Source organism: Pedobacter sp. 10L46_2 (assembly GCF_056395165.1).
The window spans coordinates 1-6,910 of the sequence record NZ_JBFTIZ010000226.1 but is presented as its reverse complement, the minus strand read 5'-3'; the positions used below and the strand labels follow the sequence as shown (position 1 = coordinate 6,910).

The window sequence follows — 6,910 nt, the reverse complement described above, 5'->3', positions numbered from 1 at the left end:
TTGCTGTTAATACAGGCGTTCTTTAATAAAATCGATGAAAGAATAGGTTACCCAGGCAATAGGTTTTCCGGTCTCGTCGATAGCAGATTTTGTTTTATATGCATCAAACCATCCTCTATCAGCAAGATAGCCTTTGAAACCCAGGGACAATAATACCTTTAGTTTGTTAGGCTGGAATAGGGTTAACGGAGATATTTTATTTTTCATATGGGGATAATCGTAGTATATTAAATTGTATATGTGTAATATACATAAATTGTAACGACTTCAATTATCCTTTATTGCTATATCATATGTAGAGCGAGGTTCATGTGTGGATGTTTAAAATTACGCAGGCAGAAAGATTAAGGCACTTAACATAAGTATAGTGTATGAAATTATTCCTGCCAGCAAGAAATACTTGTTGGCGCGTAAAATTCCAATTATTAAGCTGATAATGCAAAGAGCTGTTGCCGATAAGGTGTGGCTGTAATCTCCTTTTGCCAGTAAATAAATGAGGTGGACAAGGGCTATATTTCCAGCTATTAACGCTGTGGGGATCAGTTTGTGCTGGATTAAAGAAAAAGCTTTCATGTTCATATGATGCTGGCTTTTGGTTTCATTTTTTTAAGGATATAATTTGTAATGGCATAAATGATGAATATGGCCAGTGTACCATTTACAATGATTGCAGCAATAAAGGAAGCCTGACGGTAACCGATAAACATGCTGATCATAGCAATGATAATAAGAATTAACAAAATCAGGATAGAATAAATGAAAGTAGTTTTTAAAGGACTAATGGCTCTTTTTTTCATCTTATCCGTGCGGTGTAAATACACTACAAAACCACTGATCGACAAAAAGGCACTTGTAAGGCCAAGAACGGCATATAATATTTTTAAACCTAAACCGCCAAAATCACCAAAATGAAGAGCCTCTTGTACCGAATAAAATTTATCTCTGAATGATGCTTTGCTGATGTCGCATTTGAATAAGGGTTTGTAAGTAGTCTTGGAAATAACAAGCGAGTTTATGTTTCTTTCGTATATCTGGCCGTCTATGCTGCCATGAATTTCGATAGTAGCTGTTCCGTCCTCAGAGGCACGCATATAACCTGGCTTAAGACCGGGAAATTCTTGTTTTGCTACTTTAAATACTTTATTCCAATGTACCGCAATGTTTGCATCCTCTTTCTTATCTATGATTACCTCAGCCTTAAAATCATTAGGGGCTTTAATGTCAAACCATTGCATCAGTTTAGGTTGCAAGCCTAACCAGGCACCGGAACACGCGATTACAAAATTGAAAGCCAGCGCGCTTATACCCAATATTTTATGCCAATCAGCCATTAAAATGCGCACATTCTTCTTGCGGATTTTTGGATAAGGCTGTTTTTTCATAAAGTTCCCATAGATCAGAAAACCGGTAATGGTTACTACTACAAAGGCCACTCCAGCTAAACCTACAAGCTGTCGACCCCAAAAACCTTCGTACAAACGTACGTGCATTTGCCTTAGGTAATTAGCCAGCGAGTTTTGTCGGTCGCGATTGCCCAGGATTTTATCATGCACCGGATCAACAAACAGAGAATAGGACTGATTTGACGCTTTGTCTTTGCCTTTTACAACAAAACTGAAGGTGGCTATGCCTTCCGGCCTGTCGGGCATATCGATCAGTAAACTAGCCATCTTGGGATACTGCTTTTTAGCTTCGGTAAACGCATTATCAATTTTGGGTAGTGCAGGCGCCGAAAGAGGGGTAGTATAAACCGAATAATAACGCCGTTGGATCCAGCCGTCGATCTCAGGGATGAAAACAGCGATTGCGCCAGTTAGGCAAAGAATACCAATCACAATGCCTGTGTACAAGCCCGCCCAATGATGAATTTTCCAGAGCAAATTATGCCCCTTTTTATCGTTATTATTCGGTTTCATTAGAATGTATAACCAATTCCAATCATGAAATTTCTTGGTGCACCCGGATACAATCTATTAAAATCATATCCACCAACCCAATGGGTTTTGTTGAATACGTTGTTCAGGTTACCCGAAATTTTGAACTTATCAATACTATAATATAGCGCTGCACTGAATAGTGTATATTCAGGAAGTTCCAATATCGTATTCAGAGTGTTTCTTTTGCCGGTGTAATTTACACCAGCACCTATACCAAGACCTTTTAGGTCAGGGTTCAGGAATGTGTATTTTGCCCATAAACCGCCTTGCGCTTTTGGAGCATTGGCATTCAACAGGCCTACATTTTCAGGTTTGTCGCTTTTTGTGGTTTCAGCCCTGCTGATTGCAAAGTTTGCTGTAACACTGAAATTTGGCATAATGGCACCATTGATGTCGATCTCAATACCCTTAGCGCGTTGCTGGCCTTCTTGTCTGAGTTCTTCGGTATTTCCAGGGTTGCCAGCGTTGATTAATACATTTTTCTGCTCTATTCGATAAAACGAAAGGTTGGCAGAAAGTCGTTTTTCAAAGAATTCAGTTTTTGCACCCACTTCATACATGTTACTGATTAGGGGATCAAATGGACCGCCGAATCGGACTGGATCTCCAATCTGAGCAACACTTTGTGGCTGATAACCTTCAGCATAAGTACCATAGAAGCTTACCTGATCTAAAGGCGTATAAACCAAACCAAGTCTAGGTATGAGTGCTTTTTGTTCTACCTTTTTCTCATCCGGTTTTTTATATCTGTTGATATCTGTATAGTATTCTTGTCTTAGGGCCAGTAAAGCCTGAAATTTGCCAAAGCTGATCTGATCCTGGATGTAAATCCCATGAACATAATATTTGGCAGGATCAGTTTGTGAAGAGGTATTGATGTAGCCGGAAATTTCAGAAATGGAATAATCAGGATTTACGAGGTCAAAATGAGGAACATTTGGCACCGGATTGCCGTCTTTCATCACAAAAAGTCCAGGTGTGTTTTTGTTATAATTACCCACTGTACCATCCAGTTTACGATATCCTGTTGCATTATAATTGGAATTACCTATAGGTGATTCATTTTGGATATAATCGTATCCTGTAACTACTTTATGTTTTAAAGGCCCTGTTTCGAAGTCTGTAACAAAATATGCGGTAATGTTATCGCTATAATTTTTTCCTTGTCTGCGGATGGTCTGCATTTCCATCTTTGTAGGAATTGAAACTCCGGCAGCATCTACTGCGTACCTGTTTGAAGTACGGTGCTCAAGTAAGTCCTCATCATACATAAACTTCATATAAGAGGCATTGAAAGTCACATTTTTGGTGATTTTTCTTTGTAGTGATGTGGTAACGTACAAATTTGTTTCATTCTCGAAATCATTTCTTTTTCCAAGAGCAAAAGAAATAGGGGTGGAGTTAAGGTCAGTTCCGGCAGTAGCGCCAAATATTGGCTGACCGCGGTCTAAGCGACTTTTGGTTTTAGAATATACAAAGTCAAAGTTCACTTGTGTTTTGTCATCAGGGATGAATGAAATGGACGGTGCAATAACAATATCCTCACCACCTTGTAGTACCCGGAATGACTCTGCATTTTGGTAAGCAAGGTTCAGGCGGTAAAGTAAAGTCTTGGTATCGTTCATAGGGCCCGTGAAATCTGCCATCAGCCTGTTGGTATTGTAACTTCCTGTAGAGAAATTGATTGATTTCCTGGCCTCGTCTAGCGGTTTCTTCGTCACGGTGTTCACTGTACCTCCCGGGTCTGTGTTTGCGAATAAGGCAGATGCCGGGCCTTTTATTACCTCTATACGCTCTACGTTTGGAAGCAAGGGTTGGCTCCAGCTGCTAGTAGGGGTTCTCAGACCGTTAATTAATGCATTGCTGGATCTGAATCCTCTCAGAGAGATGTCATTATTGTAGTAAGAAAAGTGAGTAGCACCGCTGATGTTTTTAATTACATCACTTGCTTTAAAAGCCTGCTGATCGTCTATAACCTCTTTGGTTACATAACTGATTGCCTGTGGTACATACCGCAGGGGAGTTTCCGTTTTTGTTCCGGAAAAGGATTTGGTATTCTTATATGCCTGTTCTTTCCTTCCGGTTATCTCTACACCTTGCAATTCGTTGTCTTTATTCTCCAATTGGATGGTTAATTGTGTTTTCCCATTTTGAACGTTAAACTTTGTGCTCTGTGTTTCATAACCAATATAAGAAGCAATAAAGCTATAAGAGCTGGGCGTAAGATCGGAAAACTCGAAAAGACCATCCTGATCAGTGATCTGAATCAAATTCTTTTCTACCAATTTGACGGTGGCTCCAGGAATGGGTTTGTTGGATTTGTCTGTTATTTTGCCATTTATGCTTAGCTGGGCTGATGCTACCTGAGCAACTAGAGACAAACAAATAAAAGAGAGCGCAGCGTAAAGTATCTTCATGTAAGGCTTATTTAGATTAATTAAAAATAATAGCCAAATATAAGAAGAGTTTTAATATTAGCAACATTGAATGTGTTACATTTTAAACAGTTTTAGAGTGGCTTAGTCCTTAAGGAATTATAGATTTATACTTGCCGTAATAGATTTTACCTATTGAATTATAGAATTAAATGATTGTGATTATTAGTCCTAATATCATAAATTTATAAATAGTCAGAACACGACTTGCAAACAGTTCAATACCATAAATTGATAAAAATGGAAAAAGAATCAAACGATATCAGTAAATGCCCATTTCATAATGGTAGCATGAAACACAATGTTGGCGGTGGCGGCACCAGAAACCGTGACTGGTGGCCCAACCAATTAAAGTTAAGCATCCTGCGTCAGCATTCCTCGTTGTCGAACCCACTGGGCGAAGATTTTAACTATACAGAGGCTTTTAAAAGCCTTGATCTGGAAGCCGTAAAAAAAGATCTTCATGCACTTATGACTGACTCCCAGGACTGGTGGCCGGCAGACTTTGGACATTATGGTGGTTTGTTTATCCGCATGGCATGGCATAGTGCCGGTACGTATCGTGTGGGTGATGGCCGAGGTGGAGCAGGCGCAGGGCAGCAACGTTTTGCCCCGCTTAATAGTTGGCCAGATAATGTGAGCCTTGATAAAGCCCGCAGGCTACTTTGGCCTATTAAACAAAAATACGGTAATAAGATTTCATGGGCCGATTTGATGATTCTTACCGGAAATATCGCACTCGAATCAATGGGCTTTAAAACTTTTGGTTTTGCCGGTGGGCGTCCAGACGTTTGGGAACCGGATGAGGATGTGTATTGGGGTTCTGAGACCACATGGCTTGGTGGTGACCTGCGTTATACGCACGGATCAGAAGGTGTTGAAGAGAACCACGGAGTAGTGGTGTCTGACGACAATGCAGACGGTAAAATCCACTCGCGCAATCTGGAGAAACCATTGGCTGCCGTACAGATGGGACTTATTTATGTAAATCCTGAAGGACCTGATGGTAATCCAGATCCTATTGCCGCAGCTAAAGACATCCGCGATACTTTTGGTCGTATGGCAATGAACGATGAAGAAACGGTTGCTTTAATTGCAGGAGGTCATAGTTTTGGTAAGACTCATGGAGCTGCACCAGCTACTAATGTAGGCAAAGAGCCTGAAGCCGTTGACCTGGATATGCAGGGTCTTGGCTGGAGCAACAGTTATGGCTCAGGTAAAGGTGCTGATGCTATTACAAGTGGGCTTGAAGTAATCTGGACAACAACACCAACCCAATGGAGCAATAATTTCTTTGAAAACCTGCTTGGTTTTGAATGGCAACTTACTAAAAGTCCGGCTGGTGCACACCAGTGGGTAGCTAAAGATGCAGGAGATATTATTCCGGATGCATTTGATAGTTCAAAAAAACATGCACCTAGTATGCTTACAACTGATCTTGCCTTGAGGTTTGATCCTGCCTACGAAAAAATATCGAGACGTTTTCTGGAAAACCCGGATGAATTTGCAGATGCTTTTGCCCGTGCTTGGTTCAAATTAACACACCGTGATATGGGACCACGTGCGCGGTACCTTGGGCCGGATGTGCCTACAGAAGAATTGATTTGGCAAGATCCGATTCCTGCAGTTGACCATAAGCTAATAGACGAGAATGATATTACCGCATTGAAGGCAAAAGTATTGGAATCGGGATTGAGTGTATCAGAACTGGTTTCTACAGCATGGGCATCAGCTTCCACTTTCCGTGGTTCAGACAAAAGGGGTGGGGCTAATGGTGCTCGTATTCGCCTGGCCCCTCAAAAATACTGGCAGGTGAATAATCCATCGCAGTTACAAAAGGTGCTCGATAAGTTAGAAAGTATTCAGAAAGATTTTAATAGTGTACAGTCTGACGGTAAAAAAGTTTCTTTAGCAGATTTGATCGTACTGGCAGGTGGTGCAGGTATTGAAAAAGCAGCGAAGGATGCAGGACATACCGTTACGGTGCCTTTTGCATCTGGCCGTGCAGATGCTTCGCAGGAACAAACCGATGTGGAATCTGTGGGTTATCTGGAGCCAATTGCTGATGGTTTCCGCAATTATCGTAAATCAAAAATTCCTGTATCTACTGAAGAGTTATTGATAGATAAAGCGCATTTGCTGACTCTTTCTGCGCCTGAGTTAACAGTCTTAGTAGGAGGGCTGCGTGCATTGAATACAAATTTTGATGGTTCAAAACATGGTATTTTCACTTCTCGTTCGGGACAGCTTACTAACGATTTCTTTGTAAATCTGCTGGATATGAGAACCTCATGGAAAGCCGTATCTCAAGATAGAGAACTATATGAAGGCAGTGATCGTACTACTGGTGAGATAAAGTGGACCGCAACTCGTGCAGATCTTGTGTTTGGCTCTAACTCAGAATTGAGAGCTATTGCGGAAGTATATGGAAGCGCCGATGCCCAAAGTAAGTTTGTGAAAGACTTTGTAGCGGCCTGGAGTAAAGTAATGAATTTAGATAGGTTTGATTTATTGTAATTAGATCACTCTTTCTAGATA

At 40.9% G+C, this 6,910-nt stretch carries 4 protein-coding genes; 1 reads left to right on the top strand and 3 read right to left on the bottom strand.

All coding sequences use genetic code 11. The features are described from left to right. Positions 1-6 precede the first annotated feature (6 nt). The 3 genes from AC1DDX_RS19895 to AC1DDX_RS19885 all read right to left on the bottom strand — a co-directional run bounded on the left by AC1DDX_RS19895 (position 7) and on the right by AC1DDX_RS19885 (position 4,354). Positions 7-207 (bottom strand): hypothetical protein, encoded by a 201-nt coding sequence (locus AC1DDX_RS19895; protein ID WP_477622460.1) that lies wholly within the window; start codon positions 205-207, stop codon positions 7-9. Between the two features lie 368 nt (positions 208-575). Beyond that, the gene (locus AC1DDX_RS19890) at positions 576-1,916 is read right to left on the bottom strand and encodes a PepSY-associated TM helix domain-containing protein (protein WP_288879435.1); all 1,341 of its coding nucleotides are present in this window, start codon (positions 1,914-1,916) and stop codon (positions 576-578) included. Continuing rightward, complete coding sequence (locus AC1DDX_RS19885) at positions 1,916-4,354, bottom strand: TonB-dependent receptor (protein ID WP_172663100.1); 2,439 nt, start codon at positions 4,352-4,354, stop codon at positions 1,916-1,918. Before AC1DDX_RS19885 ends, AC1DDX_RS19890 begins: the two co-directional genes overlap by 1 nt. Positions 4,355-4,612: 258 nt before the next feature. Here AC1DDX_RS19885 and katG point away from each other — a divergent pair, with 258 nt between their 5' ends. Next, positions 4,613-6,889: a catalase/peroxidase HPI gene (gene katG / locus AC1DDX_RS19880; RefSeq protein ID WP_172663099.1), complete on the top strand. Its 2,277-nt coding sequence runs from the start codon at positions 4,613-4,615 to the stop codon at positions 6,887-6,889. Positions 6,890-6,910: the final 21 nt, after the last annotated feature.

Coding starts and splice junctions, on each gene's coding strand:
- AC1DDX_RS19885 (WP_172663100.1), bottom strand. CDS start 4,354: ATGAAGATACTTTACGCTGCGCTCTCTTTTATTTGTTTGTCTCTAGTT.
- AC1DDX_RS19895 (WP_477622460.1), bottom strand. CDS start 207: ATGAAAAATAAAATATCTCCGTTAACCCTATTCCAGCCTAACAAACTA.
- katG (WP_172663099.1), top strand. CDS start 4,613: ATGGAAAAAGAATCAAACGATATCAGTAAATGCCCATTTCATAATGGT.
- AC1DDX_RS19890 (WP_288879435.1), bottom strand. CDS start 1,916: ATGAAACCGAATAATAACGATAAAAAGGGGCATAATTTGCTCTGGAAA.